Annotated in this window: 23 protein-coding genes and 1 other RNA gene; 11 read left to right on the top strand and 13 right to left on the bottom strand. The window is 71.2% G+C overall.

The annotated features are described in order from the left end of the window. Positions 1–3: 3 nt before the first annotated feature. On the bottom strand, positions 4–1,341 hold the full coding sequence (gene glnA / locus NV348_RS27050) for a type I glutamate--ammonia ligase (RefSeq protein WP_447149366.1): 1,338 nt from the start codon (positions 1,339–1,341) through the stop codon (positions 4–6). Positions 1,342–1,462: 121 nt separating this feature from the next. After that, entirely contained in the window at positions 1,463–2,995 is a 1,533-nt protein-coding gene (locus NV348_RS27045; RefSeq protein ID WP_447149365.1) for an alpha/beta hydrolase, read from the bottom strand. Between the two features lie 211 nt (positions 2,996–3,206). Here NV348_RS27045 and panB point away from each other — a divergent pair, with 211 nt between their 5' ends. The 4 genes from panB (at position 3,207) to NV348_RS27025 (ending at position 6,637) form a co-directional block, all read left to right on the top strand. Next, positions 3,207–4,064, top strand: a complete 858-nt coding sequence (gene panB / locus NV348_RS27040) for a 3-methyl-2-oxobutanoate hydroxymethyltransferase (protein ID WP_447149364.1) — start codon at positions 3,207–3,209, stop codon at positions 4,062–4,064. Between the two features lie 336 nt (positions 4,065–4,400). After that, positions 4,401–4,814, top strand: a complete 414-nt coding sequence (locus NV348_RS27035) for a hypothetical protein (RefSeq protein ID WP_447149363.1) — start codon at positions 4,401–4,403, stop codon at positions 4,812–4,814. Next, positions 4,814–5,776 carry a prolyl aminopeptidase gene (pip, locus tag NV348_RS27030; RefSeq protein WP_447149362.1) on the top strand — a complete coding sequence of 321 codons (963 nt, stop codon included), beginning with the start codon at positions 4,814–4,816 and terminating at the stop codon, positions 5,774–5,776. Before NV348_RS27035 ends, pip begins: the two co-directional genes overlap by 1 nt. Before the next feature lie 3 nt (positions 5,777–5,779). After that, positions 5,780–6,637 carry a CHAD domain-containing protein gene (locus NV348_RS27025; RefSeq protein ID WP_447149361.1) on the top strand — a complete coding sequence of 286 codons (858 nt, stop codon included), beginning with the start codon at positions 5,780–5,782 and terminating at the stop codon, positions 6,635–6,637. 37 nt (positions 6,638–6,674) lie between these two features. On the opposite strand, the gene NV348_RS27020 is transcribed toward NV348_RS27025, so the two are convergent. Then, positions 6,675–8,105, bottom strand: a complete 1,431-nt coding sequence (locus NV348_RS27020) for an RNB domain-containing ribonuclease (RefSeq protein WP_447149360.1) — start codon at positions 8,103–8,105, stop codon at positions 6,675–6,677. Positions 8,106–8,125: 20 nt separating this feature from the next. Continuing rightward, on the bottom strand, positions 8,126–8,458 hold the full coding sequence (locus NV348_RS27015) for a hypothetical protein (protein WP_218721870.1): 333 nt from the start codon (positions 8,456–8,458) through the stop codon (positions 8,126–8,128). Positions 8,459–8,871: 413 nt separating this feature from the next. On the opposite strand from NV348_RS27015, the gene NV348_RS27010 reads away from it, so the two are divergent. After that, a complete protein-coding gene (locus NV348_RS27010) occupies positions 8,872–9,243 on the top strand; it encodes a hypothetical protein (RefSeq protein WP_447149359.1) in 372 nt (123 codons plus the stop codon). Positions 9,244–9,304: 61 nt separating this feature from the next. Here the strand turns inward: NV348_RS27010 and rnpB are convergent. Then, an RNA gene (gene rnpB, locus NV348_RS27005) (RNase P RNA component class A) lies at positions 9,305–9,709 on the bottom strand. 111 nt (positions 9,710–9,820) lie between these two features. On the opposite strand from rnpB, the gene NV348_RS27000 reads away from it, so the two are divergent. Both NV348_RS27000 and NV348_RS26995 read left to right on the top strand, forming a co-directional pair. Then, positions 9,821–10,708 (top strand): alpha/beta hydrolase, encoded by an 888-nt coding sequence (locus NV348_RS27000; RefSeq protein WP_447149358.1) that lies wholly within the window; start codon positions 9,821–9,823, stop codon positions 10,706–10,708. A gap of 39 nt (positions 10,709–10,747) precedes the next feature. Then, positions 10,748–11,290, top strand: coding sequence for an NUDIX domain-containing protein (locus NV348_RS26995; RefSeq protein ID WP_447149357.1), 543 nt, complete (start codon positions 10,748–10,750; stop codon positions 11,288–11,290). A gap of 74 nt (positions 11,291–11,364) precedes the next feature. Here the strand turns inward: NV348_RS26995 and NV348_RS26990 are convergent, their stop codons facing one another. Beyond that, positions 11,365–11,757: a hypothetical protein gene (locus NV348_RS26990; protein WP_447149356.1), complete on the bottom strand. Its 393-nt coding sequence runs from the start codon at positions 11,755–11,757 to the stop codon at positions 11,365–11,367. Positions 11,758–11,868: 111 nt separating this feature from the next. Here NV348_RS26990 and NV348_RS26985 point away from each other — a divergent pair, with 111 nt between their 5' ends. Then, positions 11,869–12,660, top strand: a complete 792-nt coding sequence (locus tag NV348_RS26985; RefSeq protein ID WP_447149355.1) for a helix-turn-helix domain-containing protein — start codon at positions 11,869–11,871, stop codon at positions 12,658–12,660. Between the two features lie 95 nt (positions 12,661–12,755). On the opposite strand, the gene NV348_RS26980 is transcribed toward NV348_RS26985, so the two are convergent. The 5 genes from NV348_RS26980 to NV348_RS26960 form a co-directional block, all read right to left on the bottom strand. Next, a complete protein-coding gene (locus tag NV348_RS26980) occupies positions 12,756–13,445 on the bottom strand; it encodes a chymotrypsin family serine protease (RefSeq protein WP_447149354.1) in 690 nt (229 codons plus the stop codon). Between the two features lie 143 nt (positions 13,446–13,588). Then, entirely contained in the window at positions 13,589–14,737 is a 1,149-nt protein-coding gene (locus NV348_RS26975; RefSeq protein WP_447149353.1) for a bifunctional RNase H/acid phosphatase, read from the bottom strand. 4 nt (positions 14,738–14,741) lie between these two features. Further along, on the bottom strand, positions 14,742–15,479 hold the full coding sequence (locus NV348_RS26970) for a zinc ribbon domain-containing protein (RefSeq protein WP_447149352.1): 738 nt from the start codon (positions 15,477–15,479) through the stop codon (positions 14,742–14,744). 268 nt (positions 15,480–15,747) lie between these two features. Beyond that, positions 15,748–16,863 carry a Nif3-like dinuclear metal center hexameric protein gene (locus tag NV348_RS26965; RefSeq protein ID WP_447149351.1) on the bottom strand — a complete coding sequence of 372 codons (1,116 nt, stop codon included), beginning with the start codon at positions 16,861–16,863 and terminating at the stop codon, positions 15,748–15,750. A 91-nt stretch (positions 16,864–16,954) separates the two neighbouring features. Further along, entirely contained in the window at positions 16,955–18,226 is a 1,272-nt protein-coding gene (locus NV348_RS26960; RefSeq protein ID WP_447149350.1) for a pyridoxal phosphate-dependent aminotransferase, read from the bottom strand. Positions 18,227–18,270: 44 nt separating this feature from the next. Between NV348_RS26960 and NV348_RS26955 the strand changes: the two genes are divergently transcribed. Continuing rightward, on the top strand, positions 18,271–18,774 hold the full coding sequence (locus NV348_RS26955) for a low molecular weight protein-tyrosine-phosphatase (protein ID WP_447149349.1): 504 nt from the start codon (positions 18,271–18,273) through the stop codon (positions 18,772–18,774). After that, a complete protein-coding gene (locus NV348_RS26950; RefSeq protein ID WP_447149348.1) occupies positions 18,774–19,643 on the top strand; it encodes an SURF1 family cytochrome oxidase biogenesis protein in 870 nt (289 codons plus the stop codon). Before NV348_RS26955 ends, NV348_RS26950 begins: the two co-directional genes overlap by 1 nt. A gap of 31 nt (positions 19,644–19,674) precedes the next feature. Here the strand turns inward: NV348_RS26950 and NV348_RS26945 are convergent, their stop codons facing one another. Together NV348_RS26945 and NV348_RS26940 are read right to left on the bottom strand one after the other, a co-directional pair. Continuing rightward, positions 19,675–20,226, bottom strand: a complete 552-nt coding sequence (locus NV348_RS26945) for a dihydrofolate reductase family protein (protein ID WP_447149347.1) — start codon at positions 20,224–20,226, stop codon at positions 19,675–19,677. 56 nt (positions 20,227–20,282) lie between these two features. Next, the gene (locus NV348_RS26940; protein WP_447149346.1) at positions 20,283–21,215 is read right to left on the bottom strand and encodes a cobalamin biosynthesis protein; all 933 of its coding nucleotides are present in this window, start codon (positions 21,213–21,215) and stop codon (positions 20,283–20,285) included. Positions 21,216–21,334: 119 nt separating this feature from the next. On the opposite strand from NV348_RS26940, the gene sigJ reads away from it, so the two are divergent. After that, the gene (gene sigJ, locus NV348_RS26935; protein ID WP_447149345.1) at positions 21,335–22,273 is read left to right on the top strand and encodes an RNA polymerase sigma factor SigJ; all 939 of its coding nucleotides are present in this window, start codon (positions 21,335–21,337) and stop codon (positions 22,271–22,273) included. The last annotated feature ends 4 nt before the right edge of the window (positions 22,274–22,277 follow it).

Below are 22,277 nucleotides of genomic sequence, written 5' to 3'. Positions count from 1 at the left end.
GTGTCACAGGCTGAGGTACTCCTCGAGCTCCCACGGGGTCACCTGGCTGCGGTAGGCGGCCCATTCCCGGCGCTTGTTGCGCAGGAAGAAGTCGAAGACGTGCTCACCGAGGGTCTCGGCGACGAGCTCCGAACGCTCCATCACCTGCAGGGCCTCGTCGAGGGTGCCGGGCAGCGAGCGGAAGCCCATGGCGCGACGCTCGGCGTCGGTCAGCGACCACACGTCGTCCTCGGCCTCGGGGGGCAGCGTGTAGCCCTTCTCGATGCCGCGCAGACCGGCCGCGAGCAGCACCGCGAAGGTCAGGTACGGGTTGCAGGCCGAATCAGGGCTGCGGATCTCGACGCGACGCGACGACGACTTGTTCGGCGTGTACATCGGCACGCGCACCAGCGCGGAGCGGTTGGACCGGCCCCAGGAGGCCGCCGTCGGCGCCTCGCCGCCGTGGATCAGGCGCTTGTAGGAGTTCACCCACTGGTTGGTGATCGCGCTGATCTCGGGGGCGTGCTCGAGGATGCCCGCGATGAACGAGCGCGCCGTCGAGGACAGGTTCTCCGGATCGTCGGCGTCGGCGAAGGCGTTGGACTCGCCCTCGAACAGGCTCATGTGGGTGTGCATGGCCGAGCCGGGGTACTGGGCGAACGGCTTGGGCATGAACGTCGCGCGCACGCCCTCGTCGATCGCCACCTCCTTGATGAGGTAGCGGAAGGTCATCACGTTGTCGGCCATCGATAGCGCGTCGGCGTAGCGCAGGTCGATCTCCTGCTGGCCGGGGGCGCCCTCGTGGTGGCTGAACTCCACCGAGATGCCCATCGACTCGAGCGCGTCGATGGCGTGGCGGCGGAAGTTCGGGGCCGAGTCGTGCACGGCCTGGTCGAAGAAGCCGCCGTTGTCGGCGGGCACCGGCACGCCGTTCTTCAGGCCGTTCTCCAGCAGGAAGAACTCGATCTCGGGGTGCACGTAGCAGCTGAAGCCCACGTCGGCGGCCTTGTTGAGCTGACGCCGCAGCACGTGGCGCGGGTCGGCCCACGACGGCGAGCCGTCGGGCATGGTGATGTCGCAGAACATGCGCGCGGAGTGCTGGTGGCCCTTGGAGGTGGCCCAGGGCAGCACCTGGAAGGTCGACGGGTCGGGCCGCGCGACCATGTCCGCCTCGGACACGCGCGCGAAGCCTTCGATGGCCGAGCCGTCGAACCCGATGCCCTCCTCGAAGGCGCCCTCGAGCTCGGCAGGCGCGATGGCGACGGACTTCAGGTAGCCCAGCACGTCGGTGAACCAGAGACGTACGAAGCGGATGTCCCGCTCTTCGAGCGTCCGCAGCACGAATTCCTTCTGGCGATCCATACCGGCGAGCGTAGGCACCCGGCGTTAAATCCGTGTTACATACGCGCTCGCATTTGCTATCTGGTCACATCGTTCGCACATCTCACCCGCTGTGACGGGGCGCGGTGAGCCGCGATCCGCGTCAGCAGGTGAGACCGGCGCCGGGCGCGGCGAGGTCGACCAGATAGTCGATCACCGCGTCGTCGAGGCACCGGTCGCCCGCGACGAGGGCGGCGGTGTGCCGGTTGCCGCGGAAGGTGATCAGGTCGGCGCCCAGCTGCGCGGCCAGGTCGACACCGGCCTGGTACGGGGTCGCCGGGTCCTCGGTGGTCGAGACCACGACCGTCTTCGGTGCGCCGGGGGCGCTCACCCGGTGCGGGGTGCTGGTGTTGGGCACCGGCCAGGAGGCGCACAGTTCCAGCGGGGCCGCGCCGGTGCCCTTGCCGTCGTCGAGGAAGGGCGCGGCCTTGCGGTACTCGCTGTCCTGGCGGCCGGTGACCGCCGGATCGGTGACGCGCGGATCGTCGACGCAGCGGATGGCGTTGAAGGCGTCCTGGGTGTTGGCGTAGGTGCCGTCCTCGCGGCGGCCGTCGTACATGTCGGCCAGCTGCAGCAGGGTGTCGCCGTTGCCGTCGCGCAGTTCGGTCAGGCCCTGGGTGAGGATATTCCACAGCTCGTCGGTGTAGAGGGCCTGCTGGACGCCGGTGATGGCGTCGCCGTAACTGAGCCCGCGCGGGTCGGTGGTGGCGGCGGGCTTGGTCTCCAGCGGGGCGACCAGCGCGCGGAACCGGGCCACGGACTGGGCCGGATCGGTGCCGAGCGGGCAGTCCGCGTTCTTCGCGCAGTCGGCGGCGTAGGCGTTGAACACGCCCTGGAAGCCCGCGGCCTGGCGCAGCGATTCCTGCACCGGATCCTGGGAGGAGTCCACCGCGCCGTCGAGCACCAGCGCGCGCACGTTCTGCGGGTACTTCTCGGCGTAGGCCGAGCCGAGCCGGGTGCCGTAGGAGTAGCCGAGGTAGCTCAGCTTCGGGTCGCCGAGCACCGCGCGCATCACATCCATGTCCTGGACGACCTCGCGGGTGCCGACGTGGGCGAGCAGGTCGGTGCCGGTGCGCTGGGCGCACCGGTCGGCGTACTCGCGATTGTCGGCCTCGGCGTCGGCGATGCCGGCCGGGGTGTTGTCGGTGGGCGGCTCGGCGCGTTCGGCGTCGGCCTGCTGCGGGGTCAGGCAGACGATCGCGGGCAGCGAGGAGCCGACGCCGCGCGGATCGAAACCGACCCGGTCGAACTTCTCGGCCAGCCCGGTGCGGTTACCGACGGTGACCATCGACAGCCCCGAGACGCCGGGACCGCCGGGGTTCATCAGCAGCGAGCCGATCTTGTCGCCGGTGGCCGGGATCCGCGACAGCGCGATCTGGGCGGTCGGGCCGTCCGGACGCGCGTAGTCGACGGGCACGGTGATGCGCGCGCATTCGGTCTTGGGCGGCAGCCGATCCTCGGGGCTGCCGAAGCCTTCGCACGATCCCCAGTCGACCTGCTGGTCGTAGAACTTCTCCAGACCGGGCGGCGGTGGCGGCAGCTGCGCGCGCGGCGTGCTCGTCTCGGCGCTGGTACAGCCGGAGACGATCAGCGCCGCGAGGGCGCCCCAGAGCACGACGAGCCTGCCACGCTGCACAGTGGGCCCACCTTTCCGCGCCGCACGGCGCACAACACGATGCGCCCGCTCCGCGCGAAGGGGCTCATCTCACGGTAGCCGAACCACCGCTGTGACCGATCACACCGGCACCGGCCCTTAAGCCGGCTCGGCCCGAGGTGGCACACTGGATTCGTCAGAAAAACCCGGGGACCCGGTACGGGCCTCGAGGAACCAGACGAAAGGGACGATGATGTCCGTATCCGATGAGCAGACCCCTGCCTACGGTGCCGCTCCCGCAGCCGAAGCCAAGCCCCGCCGCAAGACCCGCGTCCAGCATCTGCAGCAGATGAAGGCCGAGGGCGAGCGCTGGTCGATGCTGACGGCCTACGACTACTCCTCCGCGCGCCTCTTCGAGGAAGCGGGCATTCCGGTCCTGCTGGTCGGCGATTCCGCCGCCAACGTGGTGTACGGCTACGACACCACCGTGCCGATCACCGTCGACGAGCTGATCCCCCTGGTGCGCGGCGTCGTCCGTGGCGCGCCGCACGCGCTGGTCGTCGCCGACCTGCCGTTCGGCACCTACGAATCCTCGCCGCAGCAGGCGCTGGCCACCGCCACCCGGTTCATGAAGGAGGGCGGCGCGCACGCGGTCAAGCTCGAGGGCGGCGAGCGCGTCGCCGAGCAGATCGCGCTGATCACCGCCGCCGGCATCCCGGTGATGGCGCACATCGGCTTCACCCCGCAGAGCGTGAACACTCTCGGCGGGTTCCGGGTGCAGGGTCGCGGCGACGGCGCCGAGCAGCTGATCGCCGACGCCATCGCGGTGCAGGAGGCCGGCGCGTTCTCTGTCGTCATGGAGATGGTCCCGGCCGAGCTGGCGGGCCAGGTCACCCACAAGCTGACCATCCCGACCGTCGGCATCGGCGCGGGCGCCGACTGCGACGCCCAGGTGCTGGTCTGGCAGGACATGGCCGGCTACACCAGTGGCAAGACGGCGAAGTTCGTCAAGCGCTTCGGCAATGTCGGTGACGAATTGCGCTCCGCCGCAGCCGCCTACGCCGACGAGGTCCGCCGGGGCACCTTCCCGGGCCCCGAGCACAGCTTCTGAGTTTTCGGAGCGCTGGCGCGCTCGAGTCAGCGGCCCTTTGTGTCCCGGCGGTCAGGCACCGTTGCTTGCTCCTTCGTCGCCTGCGCAACGGCGCCTGACCGCCGGGACGGCCGCCGACGGCCGACTTCGTCGGCCTGCCCTCCCTAGGGGTCGGGCGTCGGGGGCTCGGGTGAGGTGCTCTCCGGCCAGCTCGGGGAACGGGTCCAGCCCGACCGGCACCGCGGTGGGCTCCTGGGCGAGGGCTGTGTGGAGGGTCGACGGGTGGCAGACTCGATATCGACATAGTCGACACGAGTAGAGGTATCGATGCCGCACCGCCGTTGGAAGATCCGTCCCGTGTTGCTGCTCGCGGGCGCGCTCGCCGTCGTGAGCCTGAGCGCTTGCGTCAGTGTGGATACCACCCCGACCGACAGTTCGGGCACCACGACCGCCACCACGACCAGCGCGGCGAAGCCGACCACCTCCGGCACCGCGGGTAGCCCGACGATCACCGACACCGCGGCCGCGCAGCTGTGCGACATGATCCGGCCCGAGCTGTCCAACTTCCGGGTGCAGGGGCCGACTCTCGGGCGGCTCGCGTTCAATGCGATGGTGCACGAGTGGGCGCTGCGCAACGGCGGGATCAACGGGCAGGTGCTGGCCGACAAAGCCATCATCGACCGCGTCACCACCGGGGCCTGCCCGGACGTGCGCACCGAGGCGATGACCGCCCTGGAGCTGCCGAATCTCGCCGCGGGACTGGCGTTCTGATGCGCGCCCTGTACCCGGAGATCGAGCCGTTCGAGCACGGCCTGCTCGCTGTCGGCGACGGCCAGTCGGTGTACTGGGAGGTCAGCGGCAACCCCGACGGCAAGCCGGTGGTCTTCGTGCACGGTGGGCCCGGCGGCGGTACCGGGCCGCTGCAACGGCGGTTCTTCGATCCCGCCGTGTACCGCATCGTGCTGTTCGATCAGCGCGGGTGCGGACGGTCGGTGCCGCACATCGCCGACGGCGCGAACCTCGACGTCAACACGACCGGGCACCTGATCGCCGACATGGAACTGTTGCGCGAGCATCTGGGCGTCGAGCGGTGGCAGGTGTTCGGCGGCTCGTGGGGGTCCACCCTCGGCCTCGCCTACGCCCAGGCCCATCCCGAGCGGGTCACCGAGCTGGTGCTGCGCGGGATCTTCCTGCTGCGGCGCAAGGAGATCGACTGGTACTACAACGGCGCGGCGGGCAACGTCTACCCGGCCGAGTGGGCGAAGTTCCTGGCCCCGGTGCCCGTCGCGGAGCGCGGCGAGGACCTGGTCGAGGTGTACCACCGGCTGCTGCACTCCCCCGATCCGCAGGTCGCGCTCGACGCCGCCGTGGCCTGGTCCACGTGGGAGGGTGCGACGAGTTCGCTGCTGCCGCAACCGGATCGGGTCGCCGAAACCGGTGAGGCGCGCTTCGCGCTGGCGTTCGCGCGGATCGAAAACCACTATTTCCGGCACGGCGGATTCCTCGACGAGGGACAGTTGCTGCGTGACATGGACCGGATCGCCGACATCCCCGGAGTGATCGTGCAGGGCCGCCACGACATCGTCTGCCCGGCGGTGAGCGCGTGGGATCTGCACAGCGCCTGGCCGGGCTCGACCCTGCACATCGTCGAGGACGCCGGGCACACCGCCCACGAGCCCGGCATCACCCACCACCTGGTGGAGGCGACCGACGCGTTCGGGAAGCGAGGCTGAATCATGGCGCCCAAGGCCGGAAAAGCCGTCGTCGCGGCACTGCGTCACGACATCGACCGGCTGCTGGCCGCCGAACCCGACGTGCGCGCCGACGCCTACGACTCGGTGCACCAGATGCGCGTGGCCACCCGACGTCTGCGCAGCGTGCTGCGGTCCTATCGCAGGCTCTTCGACGCGGAGCGGGCGGCGGCCACCGAGGCCGAGCTGAAGTGGCTGGCCGAGCTGCTCGGCGCGGCCCGCGACGCCGAGGTCCGCGCCGAGCGCTTCACCGACCTGCTCGCCGGGCACGAGGAGGTCCCGGACGAGGTGACCCAGGCACTGGTCGGCGCCTCCCGCGACGCCTACGCCAGCGCCCACGCCGCGGTGCTCACCGCACTCGACGGCAAGCGCTACCGGCGCCTGCGGAAGACGCTGACCGCCTGGCGCACCGATCCCCCACTGGATCGCGACCTGGCCCGCACCCCCGCGACCGAGGCCTTCGACGACATCCTGCGCCGCGACCGCAAGCGCCTGCGCAAACTGGTCTTCGCCGAACCCACCGCCGCGCCCACCCACCGCGTCGAACTCCTGCACGATATCCGCAAGGGCGCCAAGCGCTTACGCTATTCCTGCGAAGCCGCGGGCACCGTCCTCGGCGCCGACGCCACCGACCTCGGCACTCGCGCCAAACGCCTGCAAACCGTCCTCGGCGACCACCGCGACGCCGTCGAATCCCGCGAAGCCATCCTCGCCGCAGCCGCGACCGCCCCCACCTCCACGGCCACCCTCTACGAACTCCTCGCCGACACCGAAGAAACCGCCGCGGGCCGAGCCATGGCCCACTACCCCGCCGCCGCCGCTTTCGTCTCTGCGGCCGACTGACCTCCCGCACCGCGGCGGCGTACGCCGCCGCGTCGGATCAGTGTGCGGCGTAGTCGAATCCGATCGTGCGGGTCGCCACGTCGGCGGTCACCAGCCGGACCGAGACGTGCTTGCCTTCGGGTGGTTTGCCCTCGCAGCGGCCCAGGATCGGGGGTTCGGTGACGAAGATCTCGGCGTCGCGGGTGCCGTTGGCCTCGCGCAGGACCAGGGCCGGGAACTCGGTGCCGACCCGGGGCGCCAGGACGGTCGCCTCGGTCAGGTCGACGCAGGCGCGGTCGACCTTGGCCGCCACGGAGTCGGTGCGGCGCAGGGTTTCCGCTGCGGGACCGAGACCGTCGATCACCCAGGCGGGAACCTCGGTGCCCGCGCAGTGGGCCAGGCAGACCTCGGTGGTGAACCGGTCGGCGAGGCGGCGCAGCGGGGCGGTGACGTGGGCGTACGGCGCGCCGATCGCGCTGTGGGTGAGCTGGCCGTCGGTCGGCTGGTCCAGGTCGCCGAGGATCGTGTAGCCGGCGCCGCGCAGCAGACTCGTCGCCTCCGACATCAGGACCAGGGCGGCGGGGGTGTTCGCGTCGAGCCCGGCCAGCATCCGGCCCACGGGCACATCGGCGGGCCAGGCGACGTCGAGGGCGGCCGCGGTACGCCGCATCGAGGCGATCGCGCTGTCGGGCGGCGGCGGCATGGTGCGCAGCAGGCCGATCGGAGTTCCCCTGTGCTCCAGCATGATCCGCGCCGCGCACATGCCGGTGAGCAGCGAGACCTGCGCGTTCCAGTCGTCGGCGGCGGTACGCGGTTCCAGGTCGAGGCGCCAGTTGTCACCATGGCGCACCACGTCCTGAGCGGGCAGCCGCAGCGAGATCGCGCCCCGGTCGAGTCCGGCTTCGATCCGCAGTCTGCCGAACTCGGGTAGCGCGGTCAGCGAGGGGTGCAGCGTGCCCGCGTCGGCGGCGGCCTGCACCTGCGCGTAATCGAAGCGTTCCCGGGAGCGCACCAGCGCGCGCGTCACCGAGAAGTGCTGCGGGACAGCGTGATCGTCGAGTTCGATGGTCCACAGCGCGGCGGGGCGGTCGACGCCGGGCAGCAGGCTGGCGGTGCCCTCGGACAGCACCGTCGGGTGCAGCGGGACGGTGCCGTCGGGCAGGTAGAAGGTCTGGCCACGGGATTCGGATTCCCGGGCGAGCGCACCGCCGGGCACGATCACGGCGCCGAGATCGGCGATCGCGTAGTGCAGGGTGAAGCCGGTGGGCGTGCGTTCGATGTGCAGCGCCTGGTCCAGATCCATGGCGCTGGGCGGGTCGATGGTGACGAACTCGATCTCGGTCCGGTCGACCCGCGTGCCCGCGAACGCGTCGACCGCGTCGCGGGCCTCCGAGACGGCCTCGGCAGGATAGTCCGAGGCCAGCCCGAATTCGGAACGGATGGCGCCGAAGTCGACCGGCGCCGAGACGATCCGCTGATGGAGTTCCATCCTGGCAGGTTAGCGACTGACTACTGCAGTGCCAGCATGGTGCCGTTGAGCTGGTCGAACGGGCCGTACACGGTGAAGGTGACCCGACCGTTGGGGACCGACGAGGAGACGGTCGCCGCGGCGTCGAGCGCCTGGCCGAACGAGGCCGCCGAGGGGTGCGGCAGACCGGCGACAGTCAGACCGAAACGGGTCTGGTGGACCCAGGCGGTATCGGCCGGGCTGAGGTCGACCTGGACCCCGCCCGCCAGCGGGGTCACCGCGACCGCGCTCGCCGATCCGGCACCCAGCGAGGTGAAAACCGCAGCGGCTCCGGCGATCAGTGCACCGGCGACAATGGAACGAACTACCCGCATGTAAATGTGACCTGCTTCCGCGATCGAATGTGTTGGGCTCACCACCGGCGGCATCGAGCCCTCCCGACGGCGATCACTCTATGACCTCGCTCACGTTTCCGGCGACTTCCTGCGCATTTTCACGCAGGCGACACACTTTTCCCGCCACCGTCTCGCCAGTTGTTACTGTGTCGGCGGCACACCCGGCAAACGCCGGGCAGTGCGGCACCCACGTCGATAAATGGGAGTTCCGAGCGTATGTCGTCGCTGATTTTCGATTACCTGTTGCCGATCCTCGGCCCGGACCAGGCGTCCTATTGGGCCCAGCTGCTGGTGATCAACCCCGCGTAGCTCACCGAGCAGATCGAGCACCTGTCGCCTCCCGTTAACCTCACGGGAGGCGGCTTGTTTTCTGGGGCGCTAGCATCCCGCGCGTGAGTAGAATTACCGCCGCTCTCGCGGCCAGCGCCACCGTCTTCGCCCTGCTTCTGGCCGGCTGCGGGGACGACTCGTCCTCTTCCGCCGCCGACGGCTCCCCGGCCACCACCACGACCGATTACAAGGTCGATCCGAGCAAGGCAGGCATGTTCGTGGTGAGCTACCGCAACGCCTTCCCGAAGCTGGCCGCGGGGCGTGACGACGCCACCGTCGCGACCGTGCTGAACCAGTCGTGCAGCGACATCAAGGCGGGTAAGTCCGAGGCCGACACCATCGCCTCGATCATCAAAGCCACCAAGAACGGTGCCGACGCCGCGACCGAGGACGAGGCCAAGGCGATCTACCAGATGTCTACGCTGATGTGCTGAGCCGAATTCCGGCGACCTGGCGGCGGTTCCCTGTGAGAGCCGCCGCCTCGTCGTTCGGAGGCGGACGAGCCGGCCTGTAAGCCGGATCCTGTCCCCGGTTCGCACCGGGGGACGACCATCCATCTGGACACACCGTTGCCGGGTGCCTCGAGCGGTCCACCCGCAGGCTCGGGCGAGCAGCCCTCGAACACCTGCGCAGCCGCACCGTGAGGTGCGACCTTCGACCTTGCTCCGGGCGGGGTTTACCGAGCCGCCCCGGTCACCCGGGGCGCTGGTGCGCTCTTACCGCACCGTTTCACCCTTACCGCACGTATGTGCGGCGGTCTGTTCTCTGTGGCACTGTCCCGCGGGTCACCCCGGGTTGCCGTTAGCAACCGCCCTGCTCTGTGGAGTCCGGACTTTCCTCGGTACCGAGCAGCGGCGCGCACGCGCCCGTTCTCGTCACCGCGGTCGCCCGGCCGACTCGTCCGCTCGTACAGAGTACCGCGGCGCGAGCGACGGGCTCGGAGGCGGCAGCCCTGCGTCACCACGCAGGGCCCCGGGAGCGCCGCCCGAAAACGCAGTACGGTAATCACCCATGGAACGTGTCGACGTCAGTTTCCCCTCGGGTGACCAGCAGTGCGCTGCCTGGCTCTACCTGCCCGACGGTGCGCCCCGGCCGCGCCCGCTGGTGATCATGGGACACGGGCTGGGGGCAACCCGCGAAATGGGGTTGGATCGATATGCGCGGCGGTTCGTCGCGGCGGGGATGGGGGTGCTGGCGTTCGATTACCGGCATTTCGGCGCCAGCGAGGGTGATCCCCGCCAGGTGATCAACATCGCCCGTCAGCGGCAGGACTGGAAGGCCGCAATCGCCTACGGGCGCAGCATCCGGGGGTTCGACGCGACCCGGATCGCGTTGTGGGGCACCTCGTTCGGCGGCGGTCACGTGTTATCCGTGGCGCCCGACGACGACTACCTCGCCGCGGTGGTCGCGCAGGTGCCGTTCACCAGCGGATGGGCCTCGGCGATGGCGAAGGGGCCGATCAGCGTCACCAAGGTCGCTACCATCGCCGCCACCGACCTGCTGATCGGCCCGATCCGGCGCAAGCCGGTGCGGATCCGGCTGGGGGGACGCAAGCGGGCCGCGGCGCTGATGAGCGCGGCCGATGTGCCGGACGGTTTCGGCAGGCTCGCCGAGGAGAGCGAGACCTATCGGCCGAAAGTCGGTGCGCGGGTGGCCTTGTCGACGCTGTTCGACGCGCCCGGCCGCCGTGCGAAGGCGCTGAAGGTGCCGGTGTTCTACGCGATCGCCGAGAACGATTCGGTCGCCCCGGCGGGCCCGACCCGCAAGGCGGCCGAGCGCACCAAGCACGCGGTGGTCAAGCAGTACCCGGTCGGCCACTTCGACGTCTACTTCGACGACGTCTTCGAGCAGGTCGTGCGCGACCAGACCGATTTCCTGGTGTCGGTGCTGCGTCCGTGAACGCCGCCGCCGGCGGTGCCGGTGGGGCACGATGGGGGTATGGAACAGCTCAGCTCGCGCACGATCTACACCAATCCGTGGATGCGGCTGCGGGAGGACACCATTCGCCGGTCCGACGGGTCCGTCGGGATCTACGCCGTGGTCGACAAGGTCGACTGGGCGATGGTGATCCCGTTCGACGGCCACGGGTTCCACCTGGTCGAGCAGTTCCGGTACCCGCTGGGCGAACGCTACTGGGAGTTCCCCGCGGGCACTCCCCCGCAGGGCACGGCACCGACGCCGCTCGAGCTGGCGCACAACGAATTGCGCGAGGAGACCGGGCTGCGCGCCGGGCGGATGACGCCGCTGGGCATCCTGGCGACCGCACCGGCCTCGACCAGCCAGCGCGGCCATTGCTTCCTGGCCACCGACCTCACCCCGGGTGAGCCACAGCGCGAGCCCGAGGAACAGGACATGCGCAGCGCCTGGTTCTCCCGCGCTCAGTTCGAGGCGATGATCCTGCGCGGGGAGATCATCGACGCCCACGCGGTGGCCGGCTACGGCCTGCTGCTCATGCACGAACGCGGCCTCAGCTCACCGTGACCGCCGGTCTTCCCCAGTCGTGCGACGCGGGTGCGCTCGCCTGCCGGCCGTGCTGAACGGTCAGCGGGTGGTGGTCATCGGAGGACCACTCGCAGGCCCGCGAACTCGAGTGCGGCGAAGATCGCGACCAGCACCGCGCCGGTGAGCAGGAAGCCGATGCCGAGGGCGGTCAGGGGCAGCAGACCCGAACCGGCCAGCGCCGTCATGCCGACGGCCGAGGCGGCGTTGACGGCGACGACGAGGCGGCCGTAGCGATGCGGACCGCGCCGGGCGAGGGACAGCAGGGCGGCGCCGCCGGTGATCATGACGGCGCCGAAGAGCAGCGACAGTGCGGTCGGCAGGCCCAGTGGTGTGCGCAGCAGTGGCGCGCACAGGGTCAGCCCGACGCCGAACAGCGCTGTGCTCCAGCCGTCTACGCGCAGAACCGCGGGCAGTGGATCGCGGCGTGGGTCGGTGATCGTGGTCATCGTCGGCTCCTGTTCTCGGGGTGACGAGGCCACTGTGCGGGGCGCGGGTCATGCTCGCAATGACCTCCGAGGTCATGGCCGGGCCTGCGCCGCGCTGGATACGCTGGGCCGATGACGGATCCGCGGATCGGGCCGCTGCTGCGGGAATGGCGGCAGCGACGCAAGCTCAGCCAGCTCGAGCTCGCGCTGGCCGCCGACACCTCCGCGCGGCACCTGTCCTACGTCGAGACCGGGCGTGCCGAGCCGAGCCGGGCGATGGTGCTGCGGCTGTGCGACACCCTCGATGTGCCACTGCGGGAACGTAATACGCTGCTGCTGGCCGCCGGCTTCGCGCCCGCGTTCCGGGAGTCCGCGCTCGACGATGCCGCGCTCTCGCCCGCGCGCGCCGCGATCGACACGATGCTCGCCGCGCACGAGCCGTATCCCGCGGTGGTGGTCGATCGCTGGTGGGATGTGGTGGCAGGCAACGCCGCGATGCCCGTGCTGATGGCCGGGGTGCCCGAACACCTGCTCACCCCGCGCCCCAACGTCTTCCGGCTGGTCCTGCACCCCGACGGACTCGCGCGGCGGCTGGAGAACCTGCACCAGGTGCGCGAGCTGTTCCTGGAACGGCTGCTACGTCAGCTCGGGGCGACCGGAGACGCGCGGCTGCGGGCCCTCTACGACGAGGTGAGAAGCTATCCGGTGCCGACGGATTCGCCCGGCGCCTCCGAGCCGGCGGGCCCGTTCCAGGTACCGATCCGCATCAGCTCACCCCTCGGCCCACTCACGATGTTCTCCACCATGGCTACCTTCGGCGCCCCGGCCGACGTCACCCTCTCGGAGCTCGCCATCGAGTTCTTCTACCCTCTCGACGACACCACCGCCACCGCCCTCCGCACCATGGCCGCAGCGGCGCACTGACCGTCCGGCCTCATGGCTACGGCTTGCGCGAGAACACCGCAAAGACAGGGCGCACCACCGAGCCGGTGATGCGCCCCTGTCAGGTCGAGCTGGGATCAGATGGGCTGGAAGCCCGCGCCGACGCCGCCTGCCCGGTTCAGCACGTCCAGGATGACCTGGATGGGCTGGAAGTAGGCGGGCGAGTGGATCGGGTTGGCGCCACCGGTGCACGGGACGTCGAAGTCGACGGGGCCCAGGCCGGTGAGCCTGCCCTGGTTCATGCCGACCAGCCGGTCGCCGACGACGACCGGGCCGCCGGAATCACCGGGCTGGGAGCAGTACTGGTTGATCGAGGTGCCTTCGAGCTCACCCCACACCACGCCGCAGCTGCGACCGCTGGTGCGACCGTCCGAGCACACGGTGGTGCCGGGGCCCGGCGCGCCGCCGATGCCGGCGACGGTGGTCTGGCCGATGGTGCGCACCGGCAGGACCTTCGACGCGTCCAGCTGCAGGACCGCGAAGTCCAGGTAGTCGCCGTCGTCGGAGAACGCGACGGTGCCGATGACGCCCGCGTTCAGCGCCTGCTCGGCGCCGACCCGTGCCCCCGTCGGTGCGCAGTGCCCGGCCGTCAGGCCGACCAGGCGGCCGGCGTTGTCGTGGCCGATGGCGGTCAGCGAGCAACCGGAGTTGTTGTCGAAGACGATGCCCGAGGCCGCGCCGAGCACCACGCTCGGATCGGCCGACACGCTGCCCGCACCAGCGGACGCGGTGAGCGCCCCCGCGATGGCCGCCGCGAACGCCGCCATCCGTAGAAACCTCATCAAGTACCTTTCTCGACGGCCGCGGTAACTCCGCACGCCCGAGAAGCTTCTCGGCCGCCGGGGCATAGTCGTTACGCCGACCGCGAACCGGGGCGACCGTACCGCGCCCAGGCGACAAACGGCCAGCGCTAAAGGTACGAAACGTCGTTGACCAGACGGACCGAGGCGCCGCCGTCGGGATAGAACTCCGCGATGCACAGCGAGGCCAGGTCCAGATGCAGGCGATACAGCAGCGACGGGCCGACGCCGAGCGCCAACTGCAGCAGCGTCTTGATCGGCGTGACATGACTGACCACGACGATGTTCTCGCCCGGATACAGTCCCACCAGATCGCGCCGGACCGATTCGATCCGCTCACGCACCTGATCGAAGCTCTCGCCACCGGGCGCGGGCACCGACGGGTCGCCGAGCCAGTCCGCGTGCAGCTGCGGATCGCGCTGCGCGGCCTCGGCGAAGGTCAGACCCTCCCAGTCGCCGAAGTCGGTCTCGATGAGGCCGTCGAGCACGCGCAGCGGCACGTCGAGCTCGACGGCGGCGGCTTCGGCGGTGGAGCGGGCCCGCTGCAGCGGCGAGGTCACGACCGCGGCGATATCGCCCTTGGCGGCCAGCATCTTCGCGGCCCGCTCGGCCTGTTCGCGGCCGAGATCGGTCAGCGGCGGATTGCCGTGTCCGGAGTAGCGGCGCTCGATCGACAGGTCGGTCTGGCCGTGCCGCAGCAGCAACAGCCGCGTCGGCCTGCCGATCGCGCCGGTCCAGCCGGGGGCGACCGGAATCCGCTGGGCGGCACCGGAATCGCGCGGCTCGGCGGGCACGGCGACCTGGTCGCCCGCCGCGTGACCGGCGGCCACGGCGTCGCGGACGGTGCCGACGACCGCGCCGTCGTCCATCGCCTCGTTCGCCAGCCGGTCGGCGTGTGAGTTCTCCGCGCGCGGGATCCAGGTGAAGCTGACCCGCTCGAACCCGGCGACCAGTCCGCGCGCCTGTTCGGCCAGCGGAATCATCGACGGGTGCTTGACCTTCCAGCGACCCGACATCTGCTCGACGACGAGCTTGGAGTCCATCCGCACGGTGACCACCCGCGCGCCGAGCTCGGCCGCGGCGGCCAAACCGGCGATGAGACCGCGGTATTCGGCCACGTTGTTGGTGGTGACGCCGACGTATTCCTTGCGCTCGGCCAGCACCCGCACATGATCGGCGGCGAACACCACCGCGCCGTAGCCGGCCGGGCCGGGGTTGCCGCGCGACCCGCCGTCGGCCTCGACGATCACCTCGTTCATCGGGTTACAGCCCGGATTCCTTGGTACGCACCATGATCGCGCCGCATTCGGGGCAGCGCAGGACCGCGTCGGGGGCGGCCTTGGCGATGCGCTGCATCTCGCCGCGATCGATCTCGATCCGGCAGGCGCCGCAGCGCCGGGCCTGCAGCAGGGCGGCGCCGACACCGTGGGCCGCGCGCTGCTTGTCGTAGATGGCGAGCAGTTCGTCCGGGAACAGGCCGAGCAGACCGCCCCGGTCGTTCTCGCACCGCTGCTGGGCCACTTCGAGATCGGCCATCGCCTCGTCGCGCAGCCGTTCGGCGTCGGCGAGGTCCTGCTCGGCCTTGCTCAGCCGGGCGCCCGCGTGGTCGTGATCGGCGACCATCGCCTCACGCTGTTCCATCACGGTCAGCAGTTCGTCCTCGAGCACCGAGCGGCGCCGCTCCAGGCTGCCCAGCTCGTGCTGGATCTCGGAGAGCTGCTTGGCAGCGACGGTGCCCGCGGTGAGCATGCCGCGGTCGCGGTCCTCGCGCTTGCGGACGGCGTCGACCTCACCCTCGAGCTTGCGGATGTCGCGGTCCAGATCGTCGATACCGATCTCGACCGCGACGGCGGCGTCCTTGTAGCCGTTGCGCTCGGTCGCCAGGCGCGCCACCTCCTGCTGCTCGGGCAGCGCGTTCCTGCGGTGCGCGATCCGCGTCAACTCGGCATCGACAGCGGCGAGCTGGAGCAGCTTGGACTGGACCGACGGTTCGACATTCAACGCGCACGAACTCCTGAACACGGTGGACGGATGGGTTGGTCAACCGTACCGCGCCGCGGGGTGTGCGTACGCCATGACCCGAGGACCTGGGCCGACCGTTCCCGGTGTGGTGCTCGCTCCGGGTACCGGCGGCGGCGCGATACGCGGCGGGCAACGGCCGTGGTCGACGGCGGCGATAGATCGGCGGCCGGTGCGCACCGACGGCCCGGCACCCGCGACCCGTGTCGACACGGGTCGTGGGTGCACCGGCGGCAGGTGGTCGGCGGTCTCAGCCGGTGACTGTCCACGGGTCGGTGCGCAGGGCGCAGACGCGGGTCTCGACCCCGGGGAGTGCCGTGCGGACGAGCTGCTCCGCCTGCCCGCACCAGGGGAACTCGGTGGCCCAGTGGGCGGCGTCGACGAGGGCGGGACCGCCGCGGCGCAGGTGTTCGTCGACGGGGTGGTGGCGCAGGTCGGAGGTGAGGTAGGCGTCGACACCCGCGCGGATGGCCGCGTTCAGGTAGGAGTCGCCCGCGCCGCCGCAGACGGCGACCCGCCGGATGACGCGGTCGGGGTCACCGGCGGCGCGCACGCCCCAGACGGTGCGCGGCAGGCCGACGCCGACCCGGGCGGTGAATTCGCGCAGGGTCTCGGGCTCCGGGAGTTCGCCGATGCGGCCGATGCCGAGCGAGGACGGCAGCGGCGCGCGCTCGGTGACGTGGTAAGCGGGTTCCTCGTACGGGTGCGCCGCGCGCAGGGCAGCCAGGACGGCCAGGCGGGAGGTCGGTGCCGCGACCACCTCGACGGCGTCCTCGGTGACGGTCTCGACCGCGCCGATCGCCCCGATCGCCGGGTTCGCGCCGGGCAGGGGGCGGAACTGGCCGGTGCCCGAGGTGTACCAGGCGGCTTCGCGGTAGTTGCCGATCGCGCCGGCGCCGGCGGTGAACAGGGCCGACATGAGCGAGGCGGTGTGCGTCTGCGGGACCTGGATCACCCATTTGTCCACGGAGGCAACGGGTTTGGGGTCCAGTGGGCCGGTGACGGTGAGGCCGACGGCAGCGGCGAGCGCGTCCGAGACGCCGGGATCGGCGGAGTCGGCGTTGGTGTGCGCGGAGAACAGGGCGCAGCCGGAGCGGATCAGCCGGTGCAGCAGCGCGCCCTTGGGGGTGTCGGCGGCGACGGTGTCGACGCCGCGCAGCAGCAGCGGGTGGTGCACGACCAGCGCCTGGGCGCCCCACGCGATCGCCTCGTCGACGACGGCGGCGGTGGCGTCGACGGCGAACACCACCTTGGTCACCTCCTGGCCCGGATCACCGCATACGAGCCCGACCGAATCCCACGATTCGGCCAGCCGCGGCGGATACGCCGCGTCGAGCACCCCGATCAGTTCGGCCAGGTCGGTCACCGCCGCCTCCTTCGTTCCGTTGCGTTACCCGTCACCACAATGCTCTCCGCTGCCCAGGTCGTGGCGCACAGTTGACGTTGCCCGTCCCCGGTCACCACAGCGCGGCTCGCACACCCTCGATCAACCGATCGACCTCGCCCGCCCCGCGCACCGCGACCCGCAGATGATCGGGCCCCAAGCCCGGGAAGGTATCGGCCCGGCGCACGGCGATGCCGAGGTCGGCCAGGCGCTTGCGCAGCAGCTCGCCGTCGGGGACGCGCAGCAGCAGGAAGGGGCCCGCGGCCGGGGTGTGCACGTCGATGCCGAGGGCGGTGAGACGGTCGATCATGGCCGCGCGCTCGGTGGCGATCTCGTCGGCGTGGCGACGGGACGCGGCGACGGCCGACGGCTCGGCGGTGGCGATGATCGCCTCGAGCTGAAGGGTGCCCAGCGGCCAGTGCGGGCGGCCGCTGGTCAGCCGGGCCAGGATCTCCGGCGCGCCGAGGACATAACCGCAGCGCAGTCCGGCCAGCGCCCAGGTCTTGGTGAGGCTGCGCAGGACGAGCACGTCCGGCGCGGACAACGCGGCCAGTGACTCCGGTTCCCCGGCGGCGATCGACATCGGGGATCCCGGACTCGGCGGCAAGGTGGACTTCACCGGCGAACCCGGGGCCATACCGGCAACCGACGTAGACGACGAGTCCGCCACCAGCCGCGCCGACGACGATGCGGCTCGCGCACCACCGGAATCGGCCACGGTGCCGTGCATCGCGGCATCGAATGCGGTGCCATCGGCACGACCGTGCGGGGAGTCGACCGCACCACCGACGACGGTGACCTCCGCGACCGCATCGGCGAATGCCTCGTCGATCACGACAAGGCGCCCCGGCCGCCGGAGTGCCTCGATGACGGCCGCCGGGTGCAACACCGAGGTCGGGTTGGTGGGATTACCGAGGACGACCAGATCGGCCTCCTCCGGCACAAGACCCGGGTCGAGGGTGTACGGCGGCTCCAGGATCACCCGCGTCACCGGCACCCCCGCCTCCCGCAGCGCCAGTTCGGGCTCGGTGAAGGAGGGATGGACGACCGCGGCCAGGCGCGGGGCCAGGCGGGGCAGCAGGGCGAAGCCCTCGGCGGCGCCGGCGAGCAGCAGGACCTCGTCGGGGCGGCGGCCGTGGCGGGCGGCGACGGCCGCGCGGGCGGCGGCCTCGTCCTCGGCGCTCGGGTAACGGCCCAGGTCGTCGAGACGGGCGGCGAGGCGATCGCGCAGCCAGGCGGGCGGCGCGGTGCCGCGCACGTTCACGGCGAAATCGAGCATTCCAGGGCGCGCGTCCACGTCGCCGTGGTGGCGCAGCATCGCGGGGTCGACGGAGTCCTGGAACACAACTGAACACCCTACGTGGCGGCGATTCGGCGGCACGGGCGACAATGGCAGGCGTGGGTCAGCTGCACGTGTCATTCATCTGCACAGGGAACATCTGCCGCTCGCCGATGGCGGCGAAGATGTTCGAAGCGCACCTGTACCGTGCCGGTCTCGCGAACCGGGTACGGGTGACCAGCGCGGGCACCGGATCGTGGCATGTCGGCGATCCGGCCGATCCGCGTACCGAGGCGACCCTGCGCCGGGCGGGCTACCCCACCGAGCACACCGCGGCCACCTTCGGTCCCGAGCATCGCGACGCCGACCTGATCATCGCCCTGGACACCGGGCACGACCGGGAGCTGGCCCAGCGCGGCGTCTCCACCGACCAGCGCCGGCTGCTGCGCAGCTTCGACCCCGGTGCCGACGGCCGCGACGTGCCCGACCCGTACTACGGCGACCAGTCCGATTTCGACCTGGTCCGCGACCAGATCGAGGGCGCCATCCCCGGCCTGCTCGACTGGGTGCACGCCGAACTCGACGCCCGCCCCACCGTCGACGCGCACCGCTGATGCGCAAACTCACGTTCCTGCTGCGCCCGAGCTGGCTCATCCTCGCGGTGATCGTCGTCGCGTTCGCCTACCTGTGCTTCACCGTGCTCGCACCGTGGCAGCTCGGCAAGAACACCAGCACCGAGCACCGCAACCAGCTGATCGCCGACTCGGTGCAGGCCGATCCGGTGACCGTGAACAGCGTCCTCGACGGCGACCCGAGCGCGCACACCGAGTGGCGCAAGGTCACCGCGAGCGGCACCTATGTCCCGGATTCGACCGTCCTGGTACGGCTGCGTCATCTCGACGGCGCCCCTGGCTACGCCGTGCTCGACGCGTTCCGCCTCGACGACGGCCGGACCCTGCTGGTCGATCGCGGCCTGGTCGCCGCCGTCGACGGCACCCGTCCGCCGGCGATCGCCGCGCCGCCGACCGGCCCGCAGCGCCTCGAAGCTCGGGTGCGCGCCTCCGAAGGCGTCGTCGCCAACAAGCCGCCGAGCACCCAGGACGGCTATCGCCAGGTCTACACCGTCGACACCACCCAGGAATCCGCCGTCCTCGGCACGCCGCTGACCCCGATTCCCACCGGCACGGACAAGGGCGGCTACCTCCAGCTCGCCGAGGGCCAGCCCGGCGCCTTCACCCCCAGCCCGCTCCCCCAGCTCGACGCCGGTCCCTACCTGTCCTACGGCCTGCAATGGCTGGCCTTCGGCATCATGGCCCCACTCGGCCTCGGTTATTTCGTCGTCGCCGAACTGCGCGCCCGCCGTCGCGACCGCGCGCAAGCGCCCGCGGCCACCGAGACCGCGTCGGTGTCCACCGAACCGAGCGCTCCGGCCGCGCCCGCCACCGAGGCCCGTTTGGCCGACCGCTACGGCCGCCACCGCTGACCACCTGCGGCCGCTGCCGGTCGGGCAGACCTCACGCAGCGCGGTAGCGCATCAGCACCGCGGTGTCGAAATGCCTGGTCTCCACCAGGCGGAGCGCGATGCGCTGGTCCAGTGCCGGGAACATCGGTGTGCCGCCGCCGAGCACCATCGGCGAGATGTACAGGTGGTACTCGTCGATGAGACCGTGCGGCATCAGCGAGGCCGCGAGACTCGCGCCGCCGACCTCCATGACGCCGTCGCCCTCGGCCTTGAGCCTGCGGACCTCCTCGACCGCGTTCTCCGCGACCAGCGTGCTGTTCCACTGGACCTCGGTGAGCGTCCGGGAGAAGACGACCTTGGGCATCGCCGTCCAGAGCCGGCCGAAATCACGCTGGATGGGCGGCGCGTCCTCGGGCACGTACGGCCAGTAGTCGGCCATCAGCTCGTACAGCCTGCGGCCGTTCAGCACGACCTCGAGATCGCGGAACCGGTCGTTGTGCCACTGGTGCAGCTCGTCGTCGGGGTCGGTCCAGTCGATCTTGCCGTCGCGGTCGTTGACGTAGCCGTCCACGGACACGCCGAATCCATAGATCAGTTTCCTCATGACCGTGTAGACCTCCGCCACGCTCGAAACTCATCGGTCCAGCCAGAGATAGCAGACTAACCGCGCCGCGCTCGGCGCAACACGGCGCCGACCACCACCGCGACCACCAGCGACCCCACCTGCACCGCCTCGGACATGCGCACCGCGCGCCGCAGATCCGCGGTGGTCGGGGCGGGCCCGTCGCCGAGCGTCGGCCGCAGTTCCGCGCCGTGCCGGTACTGGGTGCGCCCGCCGAGCCGGACGCCGAGCGCCCCGGCCATGGATGCTTCCACCACGCCCGCATTCGGGCTCGGATGCTTGCTCGCGTCGCGCCGCCAGGCGCGCCACGCGGCGGCGGGCGTGCCACCGACCAGCGGGGCGAGCGCGGCGGTGAGCAGCCCGGTCACCCGGGCGGGCACCACATTCGCCAGGTCGTCGGTCCGTGCGGCGGCCCAGCCGAAGCGGAGGTAGCGCTCGTTGCGGTAGCCGATCATCGCGTCGAGGGTGTTGACCGCCCGGTACCCGAGCAGCCCCGGCACCCCGGCGACCGCGCCCCACAGCAGGGGCGCGACGGTCGCGTCGGAGGTGTTCTCGGCCACCGATTCCAGCGCGGCCCTCGCCAACCCGTCCGCGTCCAGGACAGACGGGTCGCGTCCGCACAGCGACGGCAGCAGTTCCCTGGCCCCGTCGATGTCTCCGGCGTCGAGCCGCTCGGCCATCGCGTGGCCGGCGCGCGCCAGGCTGCGCCCGCCGAGCGCGGTCCAGGTGGCCAGCGCGGTCGCGAGCACGCCGCCCCGCGCGGCGAGCACCCCGAACCCCACCACCGAGCCCACCGCGACCACCTCGTCGACCACTCCGGCCCGCCGGTCGTCGGCGTAGGTCAGCTGTTCCAAAGCCGCTGCCGCGGAGCCGAATCCGGCCACCGGATGCCACCGGCGCGGATCGGCGAACACCCGATCGAGCGCGAATCCCAGCATCAGCCCGACCGCGGTCGATGTCCCCTTCTGCACCCGGCCGAGGGTAGTCGACCGCGGGAATGTCACACCCCACCGCGCTGGTTCGTCCTCTCTGCGACGACCCTCATACACTCGCCCGGACCCGGGCCAGACGACCGAACGGCGAAACCACGATGACCGACCTACCGCAGCAGATCGACCAGGCCGAACTGGCCCGCCGCTTCGAAGAACACCGCCCTTACCTGCGCAGACTCGCCTACAGCACACTCGGCAGCATCACCGACGCCGAGGACGTGGTGCAGGACGCGTGGCTGCGCCTGCAACGGCACCACGAGGCGGGCAAGGCGGGCGAGATCGACAATCTGCGCGCCTGGCTGACCACCGTCACCGGCCGCCTCGCCCTCGATCACCTCGGTTCGGCGCGCGCCCGGCGCGAACAGTACGTCGGCGACTGGCTCCCCGAGCCGGAGGTCACCACCTGGGACGACCCGGCCGACCGGATCTCCCAGGACGAGCGGGTCACCACCGCACTGCTGGTGGTGCTGGAATCGCTCTCGCCCGCCGAGCGCACGGCCTTCGTCCTGCAGGATGTGTTCGGCATGACCGGTCCCGAGGTCGCCGAGGTCGTCGGCCGCACCCCGGCCGCGGTCCGCCAGCTCGCCTCCCGGGCCCGCAAGCACGTCGAATCCGGGACCCCACGGTTCCCCGCGTCACCTGTGGAGCAGGAGAAGGTCGTCTCGGCGTTCGCGCTGGCCTGGCGCTCGGGCGACCTGAGCTCGCTGCTCGGCGTGCTCGACGAGAACGTGGTGCTCACCGCCGACGGCGGCGGCAAGGTGCCCGCCATCCGCAAGCCGCTGCACGGCGCCGAGCTCATCGCCAAGGCCCTGCTCGGCTGGTACCACGCGCCGTCGGCGTCGGGTGGCTGGGGCCGCGCGGTCCTGGTCAACGGCGTGCCCGGCCTGGTCGTCTTCGACGGCGCCAACACCGGCGTCTTCTCGTTCGTCATCGACGCGGGCCGCATCGTCGCGATCAATATCGTCCGCAACCCCGACAAGCTCCACGATCTGCCCACCGAGGGCGAGCCGGACTGGTACCTCGGCGCAGGTCAGTAGGACG

Source organism: Nocardia fodinahabitans, assembly GCF_052983615.1.
This window is presented reverse-complemented; position numbering and strand designations above follow the sequence as displayed.

Excerpts from the sequence above, each read along its gene's own strand:
- glnA (WP_447149366.1), bottom strand. The coding sequence starts at position 1,341 with ATGGATCGCCAGAAGGAATTCGTGCTGCGGACGCTCGAAGAGCGGGAC.
- panB (WP_447149364.1), top strand. The coding sequence starts at position 3,207 with ATGTCCGTATCCGATGAGCAGACCCCTGCCTACGGTGCCGCTCCCGCA.
- pip (WP_447149362.1), top strand. The coding sequence starts at position 4,814 with ATGCGCGCCCTGTACCCGGAGATCGAGCCGTTCGAGCACGGCCTGCTC.
- NV348_RS27025 (WP_447149361.1), top strand. The coding sequence starts at position 5,780 with ATGGCGCCCAAGGCCGGAAAAGCCGTCGTCGCGGCACTGCGTCACGAC.
- NV348_RS27020 (WP_447149360.1), bottom strand. The coding sequence starts at position 8,105 with ATGGAACTCCATCAGCGGATCGTCTCGGCGCCGGTCGACTTCGGCGCC.
- NV348_RS27015 (WP_218721870.1), bottom strand. The coding sequence starts at position 8,458 with ATGCGGGTAGTTCGTTCCATTGTCGCCGGTGCACTGATCGCCGGAGCC.
- NV348_RS27000 (WP_447149358.1), top strand. The coding sequence starts at position 9,821 with ATGGAACGTGTCGACGTCAGTTTCCCCTCGGGTGACCAGCAGTGCGCT.
- NV348_RS26995 (WP_447149357.1), top strand. The coding sequence starts at position 10,748 with ATGGAACAGCTCAGCTCGCGCACGATCTACACCAATCCGTGGATGCGG.
- NV348_RS26990 (WP_447149356.1), bottom strand. The coding sequence starts at position 11,757 with ATGACCACGATCACCGACCCACGCCGCGATCCACTGCCCGCGGTTCTG.
- NV348_RS26985 (WP_447149355.1), top strand. The coding sequence starts at position 11,869 with ATGACGGATCCGCGGATCGGGCCGCTGCTGCGGGAATGGCGGCAGCGA.
- NV348_RS26980 (WP_447149354.1), bottom strand. The coding sequence starts at position 13,445 with ATGGCGGCGTTCGCGGCGGCCATCGCGGGGGCGCTCACCGCGTCCGCT.
- NV348_RS26975 (WP_447149353.1), bottom strand. The coding sequence starts at position 14,737 with ATGAACGAGGTGATCGTCGAGGCCGACGGCGGGTCGCGCGGCAACCCC.
- NV348_RS26955 (WP_447149349.1), top strand. The coding sequence starts at position 18,271 with ATGGCAGGCGTGGGTCAGCTGCACGTGTCATTCATCTGCACAGGGAAC.
- NV348_RS26950 (WP_447149348.1), top strand. The coding sequence starts at position 18,774 with ATGCGCAAACTCACGTTCCTGCTGCGCCCGAGCTGGCTCATCCTCGCG.
- NV348_RS26945 (WP_447149347.1), bottom strand. The coding sequence starts at position 20,226 with ATGAGGAAACTGATCTATGGATTCGGCGTGTCCGTGGACGGCTACGTC.
- sigJ (WP_447149345.1), top strand. The coding sequence starts at position 21,335 with ATGACCGACCTACCGCAGCAGATCGACCAGGCCGAACTGGCCCGCCGC.